General features: G+C 47.3%; 25 protein-coding genes. 10 read left to right on the plus strand and 15 right to left on the minus strand.

All coding sequences use genetic code 11. From position 1 onward, the window contains the following. Window positions 1-21 precede the first annotated feature (21 nt). The 3 genes from rpoZ to Q365_RS0124400 form a co-directional block, all read right to left on the minus strand. Window positions 22-297 carry a DNA-directed RNA polymerase subunit omega gene (gene rpoZ, locus Q365_RS0124390; protein ID WP_028025821.1) on the minus strand — a complete coding sequence of 92 codons (276 nt, stop codon included), beginning with the start codon at window positions 295-297 and terminating at the stop codon, window positions 22-24. A 57-nt stretch (window positions 298-354) separates the two neighbouring features. Continuing rightward, window positions 355-978, minus strand: a complete 624-nt coding sequence (gene gmk, locus Q365_RS0124395) for a guanylate kinase (RefSeq protein WP_028025822.1) — start codon at window positions 976-978, stop codon at window positions 355-357. A gap of 137 nt (window positions 979-1,115) precedes the next feature. Continuing rightward, window positions 1,116-1,979 carry a YicC/YloC family endoribonuclease gene (locus Q365_RS0124400; protein ID WP_028025823.1) on the minus strand — a complete coding sequence of 288 codons (864 nt, stop codon included), beginning with the start codon at window positions 1,977-1,979 and terminating at the stop codon, window positions 1,116-1,118. 224 nt (window positions 1,980-2,203) lie between these two features. Between Q365_RS0124400 and rph the strand changes: the two genes are divergently transcribed. Together rph and pyrE are read left to right on the plus strand one after the other, a co-directional pair. Continuing rightward, on the plus strand, window positions 2,204-2,920 hold the full coding sequence (gene rph, locus Q365_RS0124405; RefSeq protein ID WP_028025824.1) for a ribonuclease PH: 717 nt from the start codon (window positions 2,204-2,206) through the stop codon (window positions 2,918-2,920). Window positions 2,921-3,009: 89 nt separating this feature from the next. After that, complete coding sequence (gene pyrE, locus Q365_RS0124410; protein ID WP_028025825.1) at window positions 3,010-3,651, plus strand: orotate phosphoribosyltransferase; 642 nt, start codon at window positions 3,010-3,012, stop codon at window positions 3,649-3,651. 84 nt (window positions 3,652-3,735) lie between these two features. Here the strand turns inward: pyrE and slmA are convergent, their stop codons facing one another. From slmA to coaBC, 3 genes are all read right to left on the minus strand, one after another. Next, entirely contained in the window at window positions 3,736-4,326 is a 591-nt protein-coding gene (gene slmA / locus Q365_RS0124415) for a nucleoid occlusion factor SlmA (RefSeq protein ID WP_028025826.1), read from the minus strand. Between the two features lie 207 nt (window positions 4,327-4,533). Then, window positions 4,534-4,989, minus strand: a complete 456-nt coding sequence (gene dut, locus Q365_RS0124420) for a dUTP diphosphatase (RefSeq protein WP_028025827.1) — start codon at window positions 4,987-4,989, stop codon at window positions 4,534-4,536. A gap of 32 nt (window positions 4,990-5,021) precedes the next feature. Continuing rightward, entirely contained in the window at window positions 5,022-6,248 is a 1,227-nt protein-coding gene (gene coaBC, locus Q365_RS0124425; RefSeq protein ID WP_028025828.1) for a bifunctional phosphopantothenoylcysteine decarboxylase/phosphopantothenate--cysteine ligase CoaBC, read from the minus strand. A gap of 224 nt (window positions 6,249-6,472) precedes the next feature. Between coaBC and radC the strand changes: the two genes are divergently transcribed. From radC to mutM, 5 genes are all read left to right on the plus strand, one after another. Then, the gene (radC, locus tag Q365_RS0124430) at window positions 6,473-7,147 is read left to right on the plus strand and encodes a RadC family protein (protein WP_028025829.1); all 675 of its coding nucleotides are present in this window, start codon (window positions 6,473-6,475) and stop codon (window positions 7,145-7,147) included. A gap of 187 nt (window positions 7,148-7,334) precedes the next feature. Continuing rightward, entirely contained in the window at window positions 7,335-7,571 is a 237-nt protein-coding gene (gene rpmB / locus Q365_RS0124435; protein ID WP_016961892.1) for a 50S ribosomal protein L28, read from the plus strand. Between the two features lie 13 nt (window positions 7,572-7,584). Beyond that, window positions 7,585-7,752 carry a 50S ribosomal protein L33 gene (gene rpmG / locus Q365_RS0124440; protein ID WP_002535344.1) on the plus strand — a complete coding sequence of 56 codons (168 nt, stop codon included), beginning with the start codon at window positions 7,585-7,587 and terminating at the stop codon, window positions 7,750-7,752. Window positions 7,753-7,958: 206 nt separating this feature from the next. Then, window positions 7,959-8,468 carry a hypothetical protein gene (locus tag Q365_RS0124445; RefSeq protein WP_028025830.1) on the plus strand — a complete coding sequence of 170 codons (510 nt, stop codon included), beginning with the start codon at window positions 7,959-7,961 and terminating at the stop codon, window positions 8,466-8,468. A 1-nt stretch (window position 8,469) separates the two neighbouring features. Continuing rightward, complete coding sequence (gene mutM / locus Q365_RS0124450) at window positions 8,470-9,282, plus strand: bifunctional DNA-formamidopyrimidine glycosylase/DNA-(apurinic or apyrimidinic site) lyase (protein ID WP_028025831.1); 813 nt, start codon at window positions 8,470-8,472, stop codon at window positions 9,280-9,282. 68 nt (window positions 9,283-9,350) lie between these two features. Here mutM and coaD read toward each other — a convergent pair whose 3' ends face one another. Beyond that, window positions 9,351-9,851, minus strand: a complete 501-nt coding sequence (gene coaD, locus Q365_RS0124455; RefSeq protein WP_028025832.1) for a pantetheine-phosphate adenylyltransferase — start codon at window positions 9,849-9,851, stop codon at window positions 9,351-9,353. A gap of 180 nt (window positions 9,852-10,031) precedes the next feature. Between coaD and Q365_RS0124460 the strand changes: the two genes are divergently transcribed. Then, window positions 10,032-11,069, plus strand: coding sequence for a glycosyltransferase family 9 protein (locus tag Q365_RS0124460; protein WP_028025833.1), 1,038 nt, complete (start codon window positions 10,032-10,034; stop codon window positions 11,067-11,069). Between the two features lie 26 nt (window positions 11,070-11,095). Here Q365_RS0124460 and Q365_RS0124465 read toward each other — a convergent pair whose 3' ends face one another. Both Q365_RS0124465 and Q365_RS0124470 read right to left on the minus strand, forming a co-directional pair. Beyond that, window positions 11,096-11,878: a glycosyltransferase family 2 protein gene (locus Q365_RS0124465; RefSeq protein WP_028025834.1), complete on the minus strand. Its 783-nt coding sequence runs from the start codon at window positions 11,876-11,878 to the stop codon at window positions 11,096-11,098. After that, entirely contained in the window at window positions 11,875-12,933 is a 1,059-nt protein-coding gene (locus Q365_RS0124470) for a glycosyltransferase family 9 protein (protein ID WP_028025835.1), read from the minus strand. Before Q365_RS0124470 ends, Q365_RS0124465 begins: the two co-directional genes overlap by 4 nt. A gap of 130 nt (window positions 12,934-13,063) precedes the next feature. On the opposite strand from Q365_RS0124470, the gene Q365_RS0124475 reads away from it, so the two are divergent. Then, window positions 13,064-13,765, plus strand: coding sequence for a 3-deoxy-D-manno-octulosonic acid kinase (locus tag Q365_RS0124475; RefSeq protein WP_028025836.1), 702 nt, complete (start codon window positions 13,064-13,066; stop codon window positions 13,763-13,765). An 89-nt stretch (window positions 13,766-13,854) separates the two neighbouring features. On the opposite strand, the gene waaA is transcribed toward Q365_RS0124475, so the two are convergent. From waaA to waaF, 6 genes are all read right to left on the minus strand, one after another. Continuing rightward, the gene (gene waaA, locus Q365_RS0124480; protein WP_028025837.1) at window positions 13,855-15,129 is read right to left on the minus strand and encodes a lipid IV(A) 3-deoxy-D-manno-octulosonic acid transferase; all 1,275 of its coding nucleotides are present in this window, start codon (window positions 15,127-15,129) and stop codon (window positions 13,855-13,857) included. Window positions 15,130-15,208: 79 nt separating this feature from the next. Beyond that, window positions 15,209-16,504, minus strand: coding sequence for a hypothetical protein (locus tag Q365_RS0124485; protein ID WP_028025838.1), 1,296 nt, complete (start codon window positions 16,502-16,504; stop codon window positions 15,209-15,211). 16 nt (window positions 16,505-16,520) lie between these two features. Then, window positions 16,521-16,922, minus strand: a complete 402-nt coding sequence (locus Q365_RS0124490) for a GtrA family protein (protein ID WP_028025839.1) — start codon at window positions 16,920-16,922, stop codon at window positions 16,521-16,523. After that, on the minus strand, window positions 16,922-17,872 hold the full coding sequence (locus tag Q365_RS0124495; protein WP_028025840.1) for a glycosyltransferase family 2 protein: 951 nt from the start codon (window positions 17,870-17,872) through the stop codon (window positions 16,922-16,924). The genes Q365_RS0124490 and Q365_RS0124495 overlap by 1 nt, the downstream gene beginning before the upstream one ends. Window positions 17,873-17,946: 74 nt before the next feature. After that, a complete protein-coding gene (locus tag Q365_RS0124500) occupies window positions 17,947-18,642 on the minus strand; it encodes a hypothetical protein (RefSeq protein ID WP_245621616.1) in 696 nt (231 codons plus the stop codon). A gap of 217 nt (window positions 18,643-18,859) precedes the next feature. Continuing rightward, window positions 18,860-19,930 (minus strand): lipopolysaccharide heptosyltransferase II, encoded by a 1,071-nt coding sequence (gene waaF / locus Q365_RS0124505; protein WP_028025842.1) that lies wholly within the window; start codon window positions 19,928-19,930, stop codon window positions 18,860-18,862. Between the two features lie 239 nt (window positions 19,931-20,169). Between waaF and Q365_RS0124510 the strand changes: the two genes are divergently transcribed. Further along, window positions 20,170-21,177 (plus strand): glycosyltransferase family 4 protein, encoded by a 1,008-nt coding sequence (locus tag Q365_RS0124510; protein ID WP_028025843.1) that lies wholly within the window; start codon window positions 20,170-20,172, stop codon window positions 21,175-21,177.

Genomic DNA, 21,177 nt, shown 5'->3' on the forward strand with positions numbered 1-21,177 from the left:
GCCTGTTTCCCTGAAGTTAGATTAGCGGAGTGAGCCTGTGATGGTGCTTACAGCAGCCATCTCAGCCGCTTCTTGCTCTTGCTGCTCTTGGCGCTCACGAGTGTCTAGCACTTCTTTCGTGATCAGGCCTTCTTCGATTTCACGAAGAGCGATAACGGTGTACTTATCGTTCTCTTCTTGAACTAGTGCATCTTTGCCACCAGTTTGCATTTGGCGTGCGCGACGAGCTGCTACCAATACTAGATCGAAACGGTTGCCAATTTTTTCAACAGCGTCTTGAACGGTTACGCGTGCCATGAAGAACTCCAGTAAGTAATAAAATCAAAATGACCGAAAATTATACAAAAGCGTTGACTATTGTGCCAGCAATCTGTCGAGCATGTCGTGATATTTGCTGGCTTGCTTGTCTTGCTTCATACGCTCGGCACGTAGAATGGCTTTAAGATCCATCAAAGCCAGATCAAAATCGTCATTCACTATAACGTAATCGTATTCGTTAAAGTGGGAGATTTCCGAACAGGCCTCTTCCATGCGCTTCGCGATGACCTCATCAGAATCCTGACCACGGGCATTCAAACGGCGTTCTAGTTCTTCACGACTTGGTGGAAGAATAAAGATGCTTTGCGCCAGCGGCATTTTTTCACGAATTTGCTGAGCACCCTGCCAGTCAATATCAAGAAAAATGTCGATGCCTTTTGCCAGCATGTCTTCGATCCAAATACGTGATGTACCGTAATAGTTACCGAATACTTCCGCATGTTCCAAAAACGCGTCTTGTTCGATCAGTGCTTTGAACTCGTCAACCGGCACGAAATGATAGTGAACGCCGTCTTCTTCACCCGGACGAGTTGCACGGGTGGTGTGGGAAACGGACACTTTGATGTCGTAACGAGGGTTGTCTTTCAACAGCGCCGAAATCAGGCTTGATTTTCCGGCACCACTTGGCGCTGAAACGATGTAAAGCGTACCTTGGCTCATGGTTTTGATCACTGTGAGGTTAAAGGGCGCGCAGAGTACCACGGACTGCGCAAAAATTGAATTCTCTGTTTAGGATAACCCATCAGAATAAAAAAAAGCCCAGCAAGTGGGCTGGGCAATGCAATATTGAGTCGTGATCACTCAATATTTTGGATCTGCTCGCGCATTTGTTCGATAAGAACTTTCAACTCAACGCCAGATGCGGTGGTTTCAGTGCTGATAGATTTTGACGCTAGTGTGTTCGACTCGCGGTTAAATTCTTGCATCATGAAATCCAAACGTCGGCCACATGCACCGCCTTTTTTCAGGATTTTATTGGCTTCTGATACATGAGAGTCAAGGCGATCAAGTTCTTCAGCAACGTCAGATTTTTGTGCCAGCAGAATGATTTCTTGCTCAACGCGATTCGCGTCTAGCTCAATCTTGGCTTCTTCTAATTTGGTGATAAGACGCTCGCGCTGCCAATTAAGAATTTCAGGCATCTTCGCGCGCACTTTCACAACTTCTGCTGCAATCCCATCAAGACGCTGTTCGATCAGTGCCTTCATGTTTGCGCCTTCGCTTGCGCGAGCGGCAATGAAATCATCAACGGCTTCATCAAAGCCACTCATTAGGGCTTTGTTGATCACGTCCATATCTTGTTCAGGTGTTTCCATTACGCCCGGCCATTGCAGGACTTGGAAAGGACCGATATTGCCTTCGCCTGAGGTCTCTTTGACCCACTTGGCGGCGTGAATAACCTGTTTCGCCAACTCTTCGTTGATTTTCAACTCGGTGTTTGCAGAAGCATTGGCTTCAAAGCGCAGGTTACATTCGACTTTGCCGCGAGCAAGGCGCTGGCGGAAACGTTCACGAATGATTGGTTCAAGGCCACGGAACTGCTCTGGCATGCGGATGTAAGTTTCTAGGTAACGTTGGTTTACCGAACGGATTTCCCAAACGGCTGTGCCCCATGTGCCTTTTACTTCGCGGCGGGCGTAGGCAGTCATACTGTGGATCATTGATATTCACTCATTTATCGATGTTGCTCTGATTATACGCAGTTGTGCGCCTTCTTGTTAGTCTGTTCTTATCAACCATGAGAACGGATGTTGAAGAAAAAAGCGCCGGAGCTAGGTTTGTGTTAGCGCGACTTAGGTGAAGTCGCTATAATCGCTGGTTAACGAAATTCAGTCGCGCTTACACGACGACAGCACAGCTACAGCACAATTAAAGGTGGAACAATATGCGTCCTAGCGGAAGAGAAGTTGGTCAAATTCGTCCAGTTACCATGACACGTCATTTTACCGCACATGCGGAAGGCTCTGTTCTGGTGGAGTTTGGCGACACGAAAGTTATCTGTACCGCGACCGTTGAAGAAGGCGTGCCACGTTTTCTTAAAGGTAAAGGCCAAGGTTGGATCACTGCTGAGTACGGCATGTTGCCACGTGCGACCCACACCCGTAACCGTCGTGAAGCGGCGAACGGTAAGCAAGGCGGTCGTACTATGGAAATCCAGCGTCTGATCGCACGTAGCCTTCGCGCTGCAGTGAACCTCGATCAACTGGGTGATTTCACGATTACCGTTGACTGTGACGTTATCCAAGCGGACGGCGGCACACGTACTGCGTCTATTTCAGGTGCAAGCGTGGCAATGGCTGATGCGCTGAATAAGCTGGTTGCTGAAGGCAAACTGAAAGCAAACCCAATGAAAGGTCACGTTGCTGCTGTGTCTGTGGGTATCTTCGAAGGTTCGCCAATTTGCGACCTTGAGTATGTTGAAGATTCTGCCGCTGAAACCGACATGAACGTGGTTATGCTGGAAGATGGCCGCATGATTGAAGTGCAGGGCACGGCAGAAGGTGAACCGTTCACCGCTGACGAATTGAATGCGATGTTGGCTCTGGCCAATAAGGGCATTGAAGACATCATCGTTATTCAGAAAGCATCGTTAATTGATTGATGAAAGAGCGGCTTCTATTGGAGCCGCTTTTTTTTAACCAAAATACACAAGTAACGGCCAGAAAGCCGAAGAGTGAGTCAGGAGAGAAAATGAAAGCCTATCAGCGTCAGTTCATCGAGTTTGCATTGGAAAAACAAGTTTTGAAATTCGGTGAGTTCACCCTGAAGTCAGGTCGTAAGAGCCCATACTTCTTTAATGCAGGCCTATTTAACACGGGTCGTGATTTGGCGCGTCTTGGTCGTTTCTATGCAGAAGCGCTCGTGGATGCGAACATTGATTACGATTTGCTGTTTGGCCCAGCTTACAAAGGTATTCCTATTGCGACCACGACGGCGGTTGCGTTGGCTGAGCACCATGATATCGACACGCCATATTGCTTCAACCGTAAAGAAGCGAAAACGCATGGCGAAGGCGGCAACCTAGTCGGTAGCGCGCTTGAAGGTCGTGTAATGCTGGTTGATGATGTGATCACCGCAGGTACGGCGATTCGTGAATCGATGGAAATCATTCAAGCGAACGGCGCAGATTTAGCGGGCGTATTGGTGGCGATTGATCGCCAAGAGCGCGGCAAAGGCGAGCTATCAGCGATTCAAGAAGTTGAACGCGACTTTGGCTGTAAAGTGGTGTCTATCGTTAGCTTGGGCGACTTGGTGACTTACCTTGAAGAGCAAGGCGGTAACCCAGAACATCTAGCAGCAGTAAAAGCTTACCGTGCTGAATACGGCATCTGATTTATCGATGTTGTAAAAACACAAACACGTAAAATCGAAAAAGGCTGCATGATGCAGCCTTTTTTAATACTTTTCGTGACATGTTTAGTCTAGTTGTGCGCTCAATAGCAGCCAGTACTGATCAAAGTCAGCCGTTGGCGGGTACTTGAAGCTGGAGCGAACAAAGCGGTTTAAGCTACCTTCAACTTGCCCCAATAACTGAGCGGCAAGAACCGACTCTTCAACCGGAAAACCTTTCCCTTCACGAAGGCGACGCTCGCGAAGTATCTGGCGCAATTGGCTTTCTATTTTCTCAAACAGCTGATTGATGCGGCCTTGCAGACGATCTTGTTCGAACATGAGTGCATGGCCGGTCATGATTCGGGTTAAGCCTGGGTTACGCTCACCAAATACCAATAACAGTTGCAGTGTCAGGCGAAGACGCGTCAGCGTGTCTTTCTCTTCGCTTTGAATTCGGTTGATACGGGTGATGAGAGATTCTTCAATGAATTCGATCAACCCTTCGAACATGCGCGCTTTACTTGGGAAGTGGCGATATAGCGCGGCTTCCGACACACCAACTTGAGCCGCAAGTTTGGCGGTAGTGATCCGTTGACTGCCCTGATTAGACTCCAGCATATGAGCGAGAGCCTGAAGAATTTCTTCGCGGCGGTTTTGCTTTTTTTGGACAGCCATGAATAGATGTTTCCTTTGTTGTTATCGGGGTCTCGGACCCAAAATCTCGGCTGAAGGGTCTCTATTTTAACGGCGCGCCATCTGTATTAAAAGGATAATGCACCTTTGGGGTTATCGACGCACATAAGAATGTTAGAAAGCGTGAATAAGACGTTAAAAACGCCGCAGATTGGCGGCGTATCTACACATTACACACTGAAATTGCTGCTATTTTGTACCAGAGTGTCCAAAACCACCGGCACCACGCTCTGTGGCATCAAAATCTTCAACAATATTAAATTCCGCTTGAACAACAGGTACAAATACCAGTTGCGCAATACGCTCGCCTGGTTCGATGGTGAACGTGGTGTTGCCACGGTTCCAACAAGAAACCATCAGCTGACCTTGGTAATCCGAGTCGATAAGACCGACCAAGTTGCCCAATACGATGCCGTGTTTATGGCCTAAACCTGAACGCGGCAAAATGGTAGCAGCCAGTGATGGATCGGCGATATGAATCGCTAGACCGGTTGGCAGCAGTTCGGTTTGACCCGGCTCTAGTGTTACTGGTGCATCAAGAATTGCACGTAAGTCCAACCCAGCAGAACCTTCAGTGGCATAAGCGGGAAGTGGGAATTCACTGCCGACACGTGGGTCGAGAATTTTTAGGTCAATTTTTTTCATCTGGTTTTCCACCGGTTGTTATCCACTGAATGTTATTTGCTGGCTTTAAATAGGGTAGTGATTTCGCTGACCAATTGGTTGCCAATGTCAGCCTTGCTGGCGAGCGGCAAAGGCTTATCACCGTTTGGCCAATAAAGGTGTAATGCGTTTTGATCGCTATTGAACCCTTGGCCTTCGCGAGACACATCGTTGGCGCAAATCAGATCAAGATTCTTCTTGGCCAATTTACCGCGAGCATATTGTTCCACATCTTGGGTTTCTGCCGCAAAGCCCACGGTGAAAGGTCGCTGCTGAGTCATGGCTGCCACTGAGGCAACGATGTCAGGGTTTTTCACCAAGGAGATGTTCATTTCATCATGACCATCTTGCTTCTTCATTTTTTGCTCTGCGGCTTGAGCGGGTCTGAAATCCGCTACAGCGGCACACGCAATGAATATTTGATGCGAGCTGGCATGTTGCTGAACGGCGTCATACATATCGTCTGCACTAAGTACATCGACACGAGAGACGTTAGCAGGCGTTGGCAGATTCACTGGGCCACTAATCAGTGTCACGTTTGCGCCGCGCTTAGCAGCGGCTTGTGCGATGGCATAACCCATTTTTCCGGAGCTGTGATTGCTCAGGTAACGAACTGGGTCAATGGCTTCACGTGTTGGCCCTGCGGTAATCAAAAAAGACGTACCCGCAAGGTCACCTTCTGAGAAATGCTCTTCAGCCAATGCCACCAATTGAAGCGGTTCTAGCATTCTGCCTGGGCCAACATCGCCACACGCTTGCTCGCCGCTTGCAGGGCCCCAAATCGGATAGCCGCGGCGTTGAAGCGTCGCGAGGTTTTCTTGGGTGGCGACAGCGCGATACATCTGCTGGTTCATTGCCGGCGCAATGGCAACGGTCGCATCAGTAGCAAGGCAAAGTGTGGTGAGCAGATCGTTACCCATTCCTGCGGTAACACGCGCGATTAAATCGGCAGTCGCGGGGGCAAGGATGACGAGGTCAGCCCACTTGGCGATTTCGATGTGTCCCATTGACGCTTCTGCAGCGGGGTCGAGCAGGCTATCTGCCACTGGATGACCAGAGACGGCTTGCATGGTGAGAGGGGTGATAAATTCTTTTGCTGCGTGCGTCATGACAACACGGACATCTGCACCTCGTTCGATAAGACGGCGAGTGAGATCTGCACATTTATAAGCGGCAATACCACCGCCTATGCCCAACACGATGCGTTTTCCTGTTAGGGATTGGGTAATTTTCTGAACCATAACCAAGTAAGCCTACGAAGTAATTAAGAGAAAGATAACATAAAAGACCGCCTAATCACGCGTTGGACTCAGAGGATTGTGAAAGCAGAGGTACCACAAATTGAAATGTAATAAAGAAGCTACTCATAAAACGTCTTACTCGCCTAAATCGCATGCTGAGATGTGAACGGTTGCTTAAACATGCGTCTACGATAAGGCTGCCTTTTTTATTATGAGGCTTCGTCATGTCACTGAAGGATTTGCCGCCAGATTGCCGTCCGAGAGAAAAATTATTGGCCCACGGGCCTGAATCATTAACGAACGCGGAATTGTTGGCTATTTTTCTTCGTACGGGCGTGTCAGGCATGAATGCGATAGAACTGGCAGGTTATCTTCTGGAGGATTTTGGGTCTCTGCGGAAGTTGATGCAGTCAGATTTAGCGCAATTTAGCCAAAGAAAAGGGTTGGGATCGGCAAAATACGCACAAATGCAGGCGGTTTTGGAGCTGAGCAAGCGACATTTTAAAGAAATTATGTTTTATGAAGATGCGCTAACCAGCCCCTCCCACACGGCGAGATATCTGTCCGCTCAACTGCGCGATAGACCCCGAGAAGCCTTTCTCGTCCTGTATTTAGATAACCAAAACCGACCTATTTTAGATGAGATCCTTTTCGAAGGAACTATCAACGCTGCAGGGGTCTATCCAAGAGAAGTTGTGCGTCGTGCGTTGGAAGTGCATGCAAATGCGGTGATTTTGGCTCATAATCACCCATCTGGTATTGCCGAACCAAGTCCTGCCGACCGTCATATAACATCACGCATTGCGGATGCATTGTCGTTAGTAGATATCAGGCTGCTCGATCACATGGTGATTGGCGATGGAGAGGTTGTCTCCTTCGCTGAACGTGGCTGGATATAAGCTTTTCAGGTAAAAGCTGCTAAAAAACGATCAAATAAATGACAAAAGGATCTGCTCGGGACTTGAGCAATGCAAATACAGTTAGTATAATGCGCCACCTTTGATAGCCTTGACCTAGAGCCTGACCTTGTTTGCAGGACTGGTGGACAAGGTTGATATCGAGCTGAAACGATTTGGAGAGACATTCATGTCACGAGTATGCCAAGTAACTGGCAAGCGTCCTGTAACGGGTAACAACCGTTCGCACGCACGTAACGCCACCAAGCGTCGTTTTCTGCCGAACCTGCAAACTCATCGTTTCTGGGTAGAAAGCGAAAACCGCTTCGTTAAACTGCGTCTAACCCCTAAAGGTATGCGCATCATCGACAAGAAAGGCATTGATGCTGTTCTTACAGACATCCGCGCCCGTGGTGAGAACGTTTAAGAGGATTTAAAGAATGGCTAAAGGCATTCGTGAGAAGATCCGTCTAGTATCATCTGCTGGTACAGGCCACTTCTACACAACTGATAAAAACAAACGTAACATGCCGGGCAAATTTGAGATCAAGAAATTTGATCCAGTTGTTCGTCAACACGTTATGTACAAAGAAGCTAAAATCAAGTAATTGGTTTTTTGCTTTGCTAAAAAAAACTCAGCTTAGGCTGGGTTTTTTTATGCCTGTAATTTGAGATATGCATTCGTACACATTCAAATAACCCTTGCTCTGGTGGTATTTGAAGTCGAGCACCGTCAGGTTGCTTGGGTATAGTTCTGTAAATCAGTCACTTCCAGATATACACTTTAGTCATGTCCAATGGCTGAGAGCGCACTATGGCAAGACCATCCCGTCGTACCTTTAACAATTTCCTTATCATCGGCATCCTTCTGTTTTTTGTGATGATGCACTTGCCTGAATATATCCGCGCAAAACTTGCGGAAGGTGAGCAAAGCCAGCACGTTGAACAGGTGCTGCCCGAAGGTGTGATTGCTTTGATGCCGGATGATGTGTCAGCGCTAGCACTCAAATTCCCGACGTTTACGCTAACCAATGGCACTCCTTGGCAAACTGATAAGCGATTGGATGTCTCAGCCACTGAGTTGGCCAATCGTTGGTTGAACCTATCTGGTACGGAAATCGATACCGAGACCTATAACAAACTCAAGCCAAGCTTACGCTCGCTCGCCACCTTGGTGGTGGAACGCGGTCAGGGCGTTGAGCCTTTGCGCTTAACCTATTACCAACTTCCTCAATTTTGGCTCATCCAAAACTGGGAAAACCGTTGGCTTGCTGTGTCGGTTGATCAACACTACCTGTTCCCATTCGACAGCCAGAATCAATAACATGCCAGAATTACCGGAAGTTGAAGTTAGCCGCATGGGGATAAGGCCGCATGCGGAAGGTCAAACGGTCACCAAGATTGAAGTGCGACAGCCTAAGTTACGCTGGCTAGTGCCGGAAGAGTTGCATGACATGGAAGGTCAGGTGATTCGTAGCGTTTCGCGTCGCGCTAAATACCTTATTTTGGAAACGGATGTGGGCTATGCCTTGGTGCATTTGGGTATGTCGGGCAGCTTGCGTGTGATTCCTGAAGGGTTGCCGCCAGCAAAACATGATCATGTCGATTTGCATTTAGGGTCAGGCGAGATGATTCGCTATAACGATCCGCGTCGATTTGGTGCTTGGCTCTGGCAGCCAAATGATGGTTCCGACCATCCCGTGTTGGGCAAGTTAGGGCCTGAGCCGTTAACCGATGATTTCACGGGTGAATATTTGTTTGAGCGAAGCCGAAACAAGCGCACGCCTATTAAACAATTCATCATGGATAACGCAGTGGTAGTGGGTGTGGGCAACATTTACGCCAATGAATCACTGTTCATGTCTCGCATTCACCCACAACGCCAAGCCGGTCAGCTAAACCTAGAAGAAGCGAATCGCTTTGTGGCAGACATTAAATCGGTGCTGGCAACGGCGATTGAGCAAGGCGGCACAACGCTAAAAGATTTTAAGCAGGCGGATGGAAAGCCTGGTTACTTTGCACAAGAACTTCAAGTGTATGGCAACCAAGGTAAACCTTGTCCCGCCTGTGGCACTGAGCTTGAAAGCGTGAAGCTTGGACAGAGAAACACCGTTTTTTGCCCTGACTGTCAGATCTAGATAGGCAGCGCTTATCAATATGCATGAAAAAGCCCGCTACGAAAGCGGGCTTTTTTGTGTGTGTTCGCTCATTCCGGTTTTTTGAGCGCCGCTTGCATGGCTTTCAGCACCGATGGGTGAACAAAGCCGCTGGTGTCTCCACCATGCAGGGCGACTTCTTTCACCAGTGTGGATGAGATGAAAGAATTCTCTTCAGAAGGCGTGAGGAAAACACTTTCAAGTTCCGGCATTAAACGGCGGTTCATGTTGGCGAGTTGGAATTCGTATTCAAAATCTGAAACCGCACGCAGACCACGAACCAGAATGTTCGCTTGATACTGTTTCGCGAAGTCGACAAGCAGGCCAGAGAAACCCACAACGGATACGTTATCGAGGTGTTTTGTCACTTCTTGGGCAAAGGCGACTCGTGCTTCAAGCTCAAATAAAGGTTTTTTACTTGGGCTAGCGGCAATTCCCACGATGACTTCATCAAACATGGATGCGGCACGACTAACGATTTCGGTGTGACCGTTGGTGATTGGATCAAAGGTGCCGGGATAAATGACCCGAGTCGGGGTTTTCTTGCTCACAGACTTTTCCTGCCATCTTTTAAACTGGCGACATGCTACCAAAATATCATGTGTTTTTGGTGAACATAATACGCAAGCATATCGAAAATAAGGTTCAGTCTCATAGCGTACTACCTCGCTATGGCTTAATCAGAACTATTCGGTATGATCGGGACTAAGAACCGTAAACTAGGGCACAAAATGAAAAAAATCCTTGTCATTCGCAACGATAAAATCGGTGACTTCATGTTGGCATGGCCTGCTTTTGCCATGTTGAAGCAGTCGCAGCCTGATGCTGAAATCACCGCATTGGTACCGTCGTACACCAAAGCGCTTGCGGAGTTGTGCCCATCGATTGATAAGGTGTTAATAGATTGTGGGAGAAATGCGGATAAGTTGACCAAAAAAGCTCTGATTGCCGATATTAAGGCGCTGCAATTTGATGCGTCGATTTGTTTGTTTTCAGACAGCTACAATGCGGGACTGGTGTGGAAAGCAGGTATCCCATTTCGCTTGGCACCCGCAACGAAAATCTCTCAACTTCTTTATAACCACCGCATTAAGCAGCGCCGCTCTCAATCTGCCAAACCTGAGTTTGAATATAACCTCGACTTGGTACGCGCTTTCTTGAAGAAACAAGGTACCAAGGCAGTTGAACCTGCCGCGCCTTATCTGACGTTTGACGCGGATACGCTTCAAGCTCAACGTCAAAAACTGACGACCTTACTTTCGCTCGACGCAGAAAAACCTTGGCTATTTGTTCATGCCGGCAGTGGTGGCTCAGCGAATAACTTGTCGCTTGAGCAATACACGGCGCTGGTCTCTGGCATGGTTCAAGATGTTGCTATGGACGTGGTGTTAACGGCTGGGCCGGGTGAAGAAGAAAAAGCGGCGGAATTGAAAGCGCTACTGGCGGAGGTTGGTGTACTGTCGGTGATTTACGATAAGAACGACGGCTTGCAAGATTTTACACGTTCAATCGCCTGCGCGAGTGCTTTCATCGCGGGTTCTACGGGGCCGTTGCATATAGCGGCAACGGTGGATGTGCCGACGATCGGATTTTTCCCCGCAAAGCGCAGTGCGACGCCATTGAGATGGCAACCCATCAACAGTGAAGGGCGCCACCTTGCCTTTGCACCGCCGACAGACAAAGACAAAGACGTGGCGGCAGACATGTCGAAAATCGACATTGATACTATTTTGCCAGACTCGCTAGCGTTTCTTCAGCGCGTACTTTGAGGTTTCTTCAGCTCGTACTTTGAGGTTTATTGCGCGCGGCTGTCGTTTTCTCTGATCCATAGATCGGCATATTTCACGAACGTTGAGTGCGCCGAGAGCACGGCAATCAGGAAGCCTTGCTTACCATCGAGAAAGCCGCGCTTGAGTAAATACATCTTCAAGAAGCAGCCAATGGCATGGGTAATACCTTGCCCAATGCTGCTTTTCTTCCCTCTAGCCTGACGACCATCAGCCCATGATTTGGCATAGAACGCGGACTTCACAAGGTACTGGTGTAAGTCGCGGTATGAGTAGTGCAGCATGTCTCCGCTCAAGGTTTGCTTCTGGCTACCTTCTGGCTCGATGATTTTCTCGTGAACCAAGGCATCGTTGTAGCCAGTAAATTCGCGAGGGTAGAAGCGAACGATTTTATCGTACCAACCTGAGTGTTTAAGAAAACGCCCAAACACCCATGTGGTGCGACGAAGCACGAACAGGGTTTTCTCTGGCGGATTTTCTAATACCGCCAACAGACTGTTTTTCAACGCATCAGTAATGACTTCATCTGCATCAATCGCAAGCACCCAATCTTTGGTTGCATGGCTTTGCGCCAATTGCTTTTGTTTACCAAAGCCTGGCCATTCAGCATTCACGAAGACTTTCGCGCCCGCTTGCTCGGCGATGGCGACGGTATTGTCTGTGCTGCCAGAATCCACCACGATGATTTCATCGACCCAATCTAGTGATGCTAAGCACTCTGGCAGGATCTGTTCTTCGTTTTTGGTAATGATGATTGCGCTGATCGAGGCGCGAGTTTGATTCTGGCTCATGAGCCGATTTCCTCTTTTTGGATGACTTCATCAAAACGCGAGATCACCTCATCAATGGTTATTCTTTGCATGGCCGTATCGTCTTTCACTCGCGTTCGCCAAGATACCTCATCAGCAGTCTTGCCTGTTTCTGCTTCAATTGCTTCCGCATACGCGCTCACGACATAGTGTCGCCAGTTGTAAGGGCCGGTTCTCGCCGGATTGTGGTGTGCGTATAAACCAATAACGGGTGTGTTCACTGCATTGGCAAGGTGTGCAGGGCCGCTATCGGGTGCTAAAACCAAATCTGCTTGCTGCTCAAGTGCTAGCAATTGTAGAAGCGTTGTTTTACCAATCAAATTGGTGACAGGTCGGGAAAGGCGGCTTTCTATGGCTTGGCCGAGTTCCACTTCAATTTTGCCAGGGCCGCCCGCTAAGATGACATTGAACCCTTTGTCGAGTGCATGCTCAATCACGCCCGCGTAACCTTCAGCCGTCCAGTTCTTAAAGGCTTTACTCGCGGCTGGCGCAACCACTAGGGTCGGCTTGGAGGATAACTGATCTTTCGCCCAGACGACGTCGCTTTCAGACAGTGGCAATGTCCATGTCGGAGTTTGAGGCTTCAAACCTAATGTTTCGGTGAATGCCATGAAACCGTCTAATACATGGGGCGAAGCTGGCGATGGTACTTTCACATTGGTAAACCATTGCTGCAAATCACTGGCTCGGGTTTTATCAAACCCCAATTTGTATTTGGCTTTGATCCCGACAGATAACATGCTTGCTCTGATTGCGCTTTGCATGTGAAGTAGCGCATCGAAGCGTTGGCCTTTCAGAGCTTTCCAGACCGCTTGCATCCCTTTGAAGCCTTGCTTCTTATCAAACACTATCACGATAACATCGGGTAACAATGGTGTGAGAAGGGCGGCTTCGGCTTTGCCTGCTACCCATGTCAGCTGTGTTTGTGGCCATTGTTCGCGAATAGCTTGAACGGCAGCAATGGCATTGCAAACATCGCCAATCGCAGAGAGGCGCAAAATACAGAGAGACTGTGGTGGGGCAGAAAATAAGGCCATGAGAATGCTTATAGGGTTTTGATGGTTGAAATTATGCAGTTGCCGATCAGCAATGTAAAATGCAACTGCATCGTATCTGTCAGTAATGCTTGAGATACTGAGAAGATAAGACATATTTGAAGGAGCTTGCGTGGATCAGTTAGTCGACAACAACACCCGTATTTGGTTTGACGCGTCATTGTTACGTGAAGATCCTGCGCAATGCTTTGACGTTGAATTCTGGCAGCAGAAAAACGCGATCATCGGCTCTGCAACGGGGCGTGGCACGACATGGTTTGTGCAAACTAAGATATTGCCAGCAGCGCTTCGTCATTATCGCCGAGGTGGTTTGTTCGGGAAATTGGTTCGTGACAGCTATGCGTTCACCGGATGGGGAAACACGCGCTCGGCGCAGGAGTTCCAGCTACTGACTTATCTTCGTGAAAAGGGCATATCAGTACCGCGCCCGATAGCTGCCCGAGCGATACGAGATGGCTTGACCTACCAAGCAGACTTGCTGGTGGAAAAAATCGATGATGCCAAAGATTTGGTCGACATCTTGGTGGAGTCTCCTCTTGATGCTGTGCGTTACCACCAGATTGGTGCCATGGTTAGAAAACTGCATGATGCGGGGGTGTGTCACACTGATCTCAATATCCACAATATTTTGCTCGATACCCAAGGAACGTGCTGGTTAATCGATTTTGATAAGTGCGGTAAAAAGGCAGGGGAAGGCTGGAAGGCCTCTAATCTCAGTCGCTTGCTTCGCTCATTTCGAAAAGAGCTGAACAAGCGACACATCCAGTGGCAGGAATCAGATTGGGATGCTTTGTTGCTGGGTTATCAAGGGTAAAGTTATAAAGAGCAAGGCACCTAAACGCAAGGCAACCAAGCGGTAAAGCAACCAGGTGCAAGGTGACCCCTTATCCCGCACATTCTTGGCTATTGAGCCTTGGCATCAATCCAAGGGGCAATGGCTTCAAGTGTGTTAGCGACCGCGCCTCGGTTTTTCCTCACCACGTTGAGTGCGGCTTCTCCAGCTTGTCGGCATTTTTCAGGGTTGTTCATGAAATCTAACAGCGCATTGGCAATGTCTGATGGTACTTCTTGCACTTCACAAGCGCCTGCTTCTATCAACTGATCGCCAATTACCTGAAAGTTAAAATAGCTAGGGCCTGTAATTTGAGGTTTCCCAAGAGAAGCAGGTTCCAGCAAGTTGTGGCCACCAATCTTCTCTCCCATCAGACTTCCCGCCATAAACGTCACGGTCGATGTGGCAAGTAAGGTCATCATTTCACCCATGGTGTCACCCAAATACACCTGCGTATTGTCATCAATCGGTTGTGATTGGCCACGACGTGACAGTGAGAACCCTTTTTGCTCAATGAGCGCAGCGACATCACCGAAACGTTCAGGGTGGCGTGGCACCAGCACTATTAATGCATCGGGCTGTTCAGCCAATAGGGCTTGATGAGCGTCGAGTAAAATCTCGTCTTCGCCAGGGTGGGTACTGGCAGCTACCCACACTGGGCGTTGTTTGATCGCTTGCTTAAGCGAGATAACGGGATCGCTCGTTTCATCAAATTCGGGTAAATCAAACTTCACAGAGCCAGATACTGAAACGTTCTGCGAGTTCACGCCAAGTTGAATGAAACGGTCGGCATCGTCTTGGAATTGGCAAAGAATGTGGTCGATATTCTTTGAAAGCAGATCGAATAGCGGTTGCACGCGCTGATATCCGTGCATCGACTTTTCCGATAAGCGCGCATTCATCACGATGATCGGGATGCCTGCTTTTTTTACCGCAGTTAAGGTATTTGGCCATAGCTCGGTTTCCATGATCAGCATGACTTGTGGATTGACGCGCTTCAAAAAGCCATTCACGGCAAAGGAAAAGTCGATGGGCATGTATCTGTGTTCTACGCCATCGCCAAGCTTGCTTGCAATCGCAGCGCCTGTCGCCGTTGTGGTGGTGACGAGTATGGATGCGTTGGGGTATGCCTTGCGAAGTGCCAGAATTATCGGTTTGGCGGCAATCACTTCACCGACGGAAACGGCATGAATCCAAATCGGACGTTGGCCTACCAGTGCTGGCGTTCTTCCAAAATGCTCAACCCAGCGCTTACCAACACGGGGTTTTCCATCTTTGGCGCGATAGAGACCAAGAAGAAGAAAAGGGGCAGCGATGAAAAGTAAAAGGGTATAAAGAAGGCGCACACGAAAACCTTGTTTGGAAAACCTCGAGCTAGTTTACAACAAAGGGCTCGAAATCGAGCCCTTTAGAGGAAATATCGGCCTATTTCGATAGCCCTTCATCTATCAAGTATTGCTCTACTTGCTCGACGTAGTCGACTTTATACGAGTACTTATCGCTGTCATGTGCGGCAACAAGATTGACGAGAAGGAAGAATGCAGACAAAGCGATGAGCCCTTTGTTGAAACGCGCGGGCATGGATAAACGCCATGCTTCTGCTGCAACCATGATAGGAATGAGTGCCAGTGGGAAGGTGAGGATCAAATGCCAATATGAAAAAGTAATGGGCGACAGCATGGCGTTTACCACTATCGCAACCACGGCTGCACCCGCAAACAACAACAACCATTGCGAGTCGTTTGGTATCGGCTTATTGCGTTGGATGATCGGCTTGATGGTTTTCCATGCGCGCCAGTTCACGCGGGCTGACACTACAACAGTCGCCGCGCCAACCACAAAGAGCAGGGCTTGCCACGCGTACTGAAATACCATTTGCAACCAACTGATGGTGGTTATCCAGTCAAAGTTGACGTCAGTGATCAGCCGGTTTGAAAAGAGAGTCGAACCGTATCGAACCCAATAGAACACCGCTTTGATCACGGGATAAACATGAACAGCACCATAGCCAATGTAGCGATCACTCTCTCGGCTAATATCATCGTTCACAGCATATTCTAGAAAATATGGGATGAGTGATGCGAGTATGACCAAGGCGGCAGTGACGACACCCGCCCAGTTGGGATGTGACATCTTCCGATACAGCAGATAGCAGGAAATGACCGCCAACACTGGCCAAGAGTAATGGAACTGCATCGCACCGCCAATCGCCAGTACATGTAGAAAGCTATAGGCGAAAGAAGGTTTATCTCGAAGCTTAAATGCCGACCAAAAGTGTAAGGCTGTGAAAAAACACAAATAGGCTGGGTTGTAGAGCAGGCTGTCGTACAAAAGCCATGGGTTCAGCCAATAGGCAACCATGAAAAGAAAGCGAACGGGTTGGCTGAAGACAGACTTAATAACGGCATCGAGCCAAAAGAATGAAATGACCCGCAGCGCGATGATGGTGAGCATCGGCGCCCAAGGGTTATCCCATAACATGAGTGGCGCGCCGACAATCCAAGCGGATAATGAACCCGGTACATGGCCAACTGCGCTGGCGGCATTGCCAAACGTCAACCATACATCCTGATAGGCGCCCAAATACCCTTTGTAGAGCATTTGAGTTTGATCGCCAGTGAGGATTTGATTGCTCGCGTACAAAATGGCGAGCATTAAGCCTAAGTAGAACCCAGCACGTTGAAGTGAAGGCGCAAATCGGGTCACAAAATAAGGAGTCATGAAGTGTCCGTACAACCTAGTTTGTCGAGGAATCTGTTTCTTTATATGTCCAGAATCGGTGAATAACGTAAGTTACGAGAGGGATCATAAATACAACTAGCAAGACTCGTAGATAGCTGTTGGTATCGCTGAAGAGTTCACTGATCAGTTGTGAGATCACTAACGCAGAGAATTGAACGGCAAAGAAACGTTTTGCATTTTTACGTGATAAAGATTGTTTAAACACAAACAGTGATTGAACGAAATACGAAAAACCAAAGGCGACACTGAATCCAAGCAGATTTGCAGTGAGCACACTAGCCGCAAAAAAATGCAGTAGGCAAAAGGCAATAGAGACATGTATGAGAGTCGCTAAGCCGCCGGTTAGGCCGAAACGTATGATTCTGTGTTGAAGTAACTTTTCCGCGATAGGATGCACTATTTACCGTCACTCTCGGTTTTTTTTGAATCTTGCTCGAGGATATAAACAGGCCTTCGCTTGGATTCCATGTACAGCCGCCCAATGTATTCTCCCATGACGCCAAGCCCAATTAATTGCATTCCGCCAAAGAAAAGCACAACGGTGAGTAGCGATGCATAGCCAGGAAGATCAACACCAAACATGATGGTCTTTAAAATAATGGCGCTACCAAAGACAAAGGCAACAGTAGAAATAGCGACGCCGATATACAGCCAAACTCTGAGAGGGGCGGTACTAAAGCTGGTGATCCCTTCTAAGGCAAAGTTCCACAGTCGCCAACCGTTAAAGCTACTCTCTCCGGCTGCGCGAGGTTGACGTGCATACTCAACCACTGAGGTTTTGAAGCCCACCCAAGAAAAGATCCCTTTCATGAAGCGCTGATTTTCAGGTAGCAATTGAATAGCCTGAACGACTCGGCGAGTGATGAGCCTAAAATCTCCCACATTGTCAGGGATTTCGACATCCGCAATGCTGTTGTGAAACTTGTAAAATAAATTAGCGGTGATTTTCTTGGCGAGCGTATCGCTGCTTCTGTCGATGCGCTTGGCGACAACAACGTCGTAGCCTTTTTGCCACTCTCTAAGAAAGTCATGGATGAGTTCTGGCGGGTCTTGCATATCGGCATCAATAGGAATGATGACGTCACCTTCGGCATGCTCAAGGCCTGCTGTCAGCGCAGCTTCCTTGCCAAAGTTACGTGAAAGGTTAAGCACGCGAATGTGCTTATCCGTTTCAGCAAGATCATGGAGCACTGTTAACGTGTTGTCTTTACTTCCATCGTTAACAAATAACAGCTCGTAGCTGAAATTTGTTTCTCCCAATATCTCCGTGATTTTATCAGTGAAGGTATGGATAACCTCCTGCTCGTTAAAGCAGGGGCATACGATGGAGATAACTGGCTTGGTCATTGAATTCCTCATCCATGTGTCAGTGAACCCATCCGTTAACGCATTCTATCTACGGAAAGTTGATAAGACTGCTATTAAGCTCGTCCTTTATAGTATTGCACCTCTTTTGGCGGGAATACTCGGTCGAGTAATTTATTTATTTTGCCTTTAATACTTTTTTCTTTGTAGACAGTCGGCAGATTACTTAGCTCCAACGTTTGAATTCGAACTAAATCTTCTTCAAACGATGACCCTGACAGTGTTGAAAACATAAAAAAGTCGACGATTTTTGCATTCCAATCAGGCTTATTGCCCCAGTAATGACCAATTTGGTTTTCTGCAGCAGTTAAGATCGAGGAGTGCTTGAGGGCGACAGAAAAAGCGAACTGTTCTACTAAGCGTCTAGGGCAGTCTGTTTTGCAGATTTCATCACATATGTCGATGGCGAGCGAAATTGTCTGTTTGGCATGACTCCGGTGGAGCGCAATGACACCTGCATTCCACATTTCAGTATCTTCGTTGATGATGACGCCAGCGAAGGATTTACCTTGTAGCGACTTCCACATATTTCGAGGTGTTTTACTTTTCATGCCGCAGAGTTTTCCTTCATTTTCATGCATGAAAGACTGCCCTTGGCTTAGGCCGTCTGCAATGACATCTATGTCCCGAACATAGAAGGTATCAGAGTCTACATAAAGAATGTCTTGCTCGGGGTTACGCAGTGCTACGGTTTCAATGGCTTTCATTTTGATGCGCCAAAAAAAATCATCGCTCCCACGCCATTCGTTCATGATGTTTTGGTCAATTTCGATAACATCAACATGGTCTCCAAAATACTCATAGAATTTTGGGCGGTCAGTAACAACACAAACCTTAGAAATGAGGTCACTTTTCAAGTATGTGAGAATCGCAAAAGAGGCTTGATAGTGGTTTTCTAATCGGTCGCCAAAAGTAAGAAGCGTTGAAATCATTTCGTTTACCAGTGAGTAATAGATCTGAGACGGCTAGTTAAATTTGACTTTCGCATTTTGCAACGATTAGTTCTCTATATGCTTTCATAACTTGCGATGGAGATAGCTCATTAAGGCAGTTTTTATGGATCAATGGGCATTCTCGTTTAAAGCAGGGGCGGCAACTAATATTTGAGCTTACTACCTTTACGGAGTCTGTTAGTGGCGGAGTGTACTCAGGGGAGCTTGAACCATAAATGGCTACGATATTTGTTCCTACTGCTGCAGCGACATGCATCAACCCTGAGTCATTAGAAATGACAGTGTGGCATGCTGCCAGAAGATCAACGGCATCGACCAAAGACGTTTCGCCAGCTAGATCAAAACACATTGATTTTTGATGCTCAGAAAGAGCGTTAATTATACTTTCTGTCACAGTCCTGTCTTTTGCCCCTCCGAAAAGACAAACTTGATTGCCTTCAGTAATCAATTGTTTGGCGATGTATGCGTAATGTTGCTCAGGCCAGCGTTTTGCTGGACCGAATTCCGCGCCAGGACACAAGCCCACAATGGGAGTGTCAGCAGAAATACTGAATCGCTCTAGGCAATTACGCTGGTTTGACTTGTCTACATTGAGTGATGGGTAAGGGATATCGTCCAGTTTGACGTCTGACAACATGGTGCATTTGTCGTGAGCCAGTGCAACGTAGCGCTCGACCATAAACTGAAATACTTTCCGATTAGGTCGCAGATCATTGAGTAACCCGTAACGCATTTCGCCTTTCCAGCCCGTCCGCTTGGGGATCTTTGCAAAAAGAGGAATTAAAGCAGATTTTGCTGAATTTGGAAGTACGTAGGCTTGATCGTAACGATTCTGAAGAAGTGTTTTACCAAGACTCCAACGTTCAGATAGGTTAAATTGACCGTGCCCAACAGGCATTTCGATGGCTTGGTTGACTTCAGGCATGCGCTCGAGAATAGGTTTACACCATGCGGGAGCAAGAACATCGATGCATGAATTTGGCGCCTGAACCATTAGTTGCTTATACAGGCTTTGAGACATCACCATGTCTCCAACCCAAGAAGGGCCGATGACTAAATATTTAGGCTTTTTATTTGATGGATGCATAGCTATGAATTTAACCTGTAGACATAAGATGAGAGCAGTAAGCATTGTACTAATGTTAAACTCCACTTCCTAGGAGCAAAATAAAAAGCAACCATTTGAGGTGTTATGATTAGATGCTTATAATCGCAATAACACAACGCATTTACATTCTTGTAAATGTAACCCTCGTATACTATAGGCTCTTTATGAACTCACTACCCAGAATCGCGGTGTTATGCTTGTCTCATTTTCGAGGGGGGATGGAACTTGACGCTATCAAGCAAACGAAACTGTTCGTTGACAATGGCTTGGATGCGATTCTCATCTGCCGAGAGGGGACTTTTCTCGAGCAATTAGCGAAAGAGCAGCGGATAAAATTCAAAAGTATAAAGTTTAAAGCTAAGCTGAGTCTTCCCCTTATAAAAGGCTTAAGAGATGCAATCAAAGATGAAAGACTTAGTACATTGATTTTCTTCGGTGCATCGGAAATAAAATCTATATATTTTGCTGTTCAGGGAACCGGGTGCCGCGTAATTGTAAGGCATGGAACAACAAAATCTTCATCGAAAAAAGACCCTATCCATCGACTTTTTTATAGCTGTGTATCCGATTTTGTAGGTATTAGTCAGCATTTGACAAGAAATATTCTCCAAGTCCTTCCTGCAAAGCCTAGCAGTGTGCATACGATTTACAATTCTTTAGATTCTGGCGATATTAGGAAAAATGAAAACTCACCTTTGACTTTTTTACATGTAGGGAGAGTGGAAGAAGGGAAAGGGGTGTTTGATGCTGTATTGGCTCTTGGTCAAGCAAGTATACCGCCAGAGAATAAGGTGCTTACCTTTCTAGGGAACGTTGAAAGTACAACTGTCAAGGAAAAACTTAGCCGACTTGCTACTGCCAATCAGGTTAAGGTTATATTTGAGGGGTTCTGTAATAACGTAACCCCATTTTATCAGAAAAACAGTTTTTTACTTTTTCCAAGTCACGGAGAAGGCTTGGGTAATGTTGTGCTTGAAGCTATATCTAATGGTCTTCGCTGTATTACATATGATAATACTGTTTTCCCTGAATATGTTTCGTTGGGATTCGAGGGTTTTTATTTTGCAGAGAATCGAAATATTACGATGCTCTCTAAAGCTATCGAAAATGCATTTTTTGATGATGACAACGAATTTTTCGAAAAAAATTCATTAATATTCCCTAAGTTCTTTTCTCCGGAATCTAATCTTAAAGCTTGGAATGAGCTGTTGTTTGATAAGAGGTGA

It is taken from the genome of Enterovibrio calviensis DSM 14347, assembly GCF_000621165.1.
In the GTDB taxonomy this organism is placed as follows: Bacteria; Pseudomonadota; Gammaproteobacteria; order Enterobacterales; family Vibrionaceae; genus Enterovibrio; species Enterovibrio calviensis.